This window comes from Alteromonas sp. NFXS44, from assembly GCF_040148705.1.
GTDB lineage: Bacteria > Pseudomonadota > Gammaproteobacteria > Enterobacterales > Alteromonadaceae > Alteromonas.
Genome location: NZ_JAGDEA010000010.1, coordinates 1 through 1,019 on the forward strand (window position 1 = coordinate 1; position 1,019 = coordinate 1,019).

At 44.8% G+C, this 1,019-nt stretch carries 2 tRNA genes and 2 rRNA genes; all 4 read right to left on the minus strand.

The window, feature by feature from the left end:
* A 23S ribosomal RNA gene (locus J3369_RS13710) occupies positions 1-107 on the minus strand; the annotation flags it as partial.
* A 606-nt stretch (positions 108-713) separates the two neighbouring features.
* Positions 714-790, minus strand: a tRNA-Ile gene (locus tag J3369_RS13715).
* Between the two features lie 2 nt (positions 791-792).
* A tRNA-Ala gene (locus tag J3369_RS13720) sits at positions 793-868 on the minus strand.
* Positions 869-948: 80 nt separating this feature from the next.
* Positions 949-1,019, minus strand: a 16S ribosomal RNA gene (locus J3369_RS13725); the annotation flags it as partial.

Genomic DNA, 1,019 nt, shown 5'->3' on the forward strand with positions numbered 1-1,019 from the left:
TGGCTCAAATGCGTTTTGTCAGCTCGCCACCGCTTTTCGCAGACTTACACGTCCTTCATCGCCTCTTACTGCCAAGGCATCCACCGTATACGCTTAGTCACTTAACCATACAACCCTAAATAGCTTCTGCTTTGTCTCCTCCTCTTCGCCTTGGTTCGTCGTTCGCCCGGTTACATACTAAAGTATGCGCCCTCGCTCACTCCTCAGCCGGCTCGATGAGAAAACAAATCATCGCTATTTCCTCTTATTCACATGAGTAAGGAATAAGATTCCATAGCATTACAGGATTATCCAAGAGTTGCGACAACTCAAAAGGATGGATATTCCTGCGCCTGTCCTCCGCCTTTTTATCCGGAGTCAGGTGTGCATCAAAGCACTGTTGTATGCATGACTGTCTAATCAATTACATTGCAGCTTTCGCTGCGCCGTTGTCAGATAGAGTAGCTTTTGAAAGAACATCTTTCGATATTCTCAGTTACTCAATTTGATTGATTACTAATATCAGCTTTCCAAATTGTTAAAGAACAGGTTTAGAGTAAAAAACCCTAATCAATACTTACTCAACCGAGTAAAAATTCATTAGGATTTGTATCTTTCTGACCAAGTTTATTCAGTAGCCATTTCGTCTGATGAAGTTAATTTGATTGCGAGAAGCGCAGTGTGCGCCAGCACATGAGCATCGCAGCAGTCAAAGTAACGATAGCAGGTAGAAATGGTAGGCTTGGGCAGACTTGAACTGCCGACCTCACCCTTATCAGGGGTGCGCTCTAACCAGCTGAGCTACAAGCCTATTGGTGGAGCTAAGCAGGATCGAACTGCTGACCTCCTGAATGCAAATCAGGCGCTCTCCCAGCTGAGCTATAGCCCCATAAGACTTGGTCGTTCTTCATTAATAACAAAACAATCTGTGTGAACACTGCGCTAAAAGGCAATAGACGATTTTTAAGGTAAGGAGGTGATCCAACCCCAGGTTCCCCTAGGGTTACCTTGTTACGACTTCACCCCAGTCATGAAACACA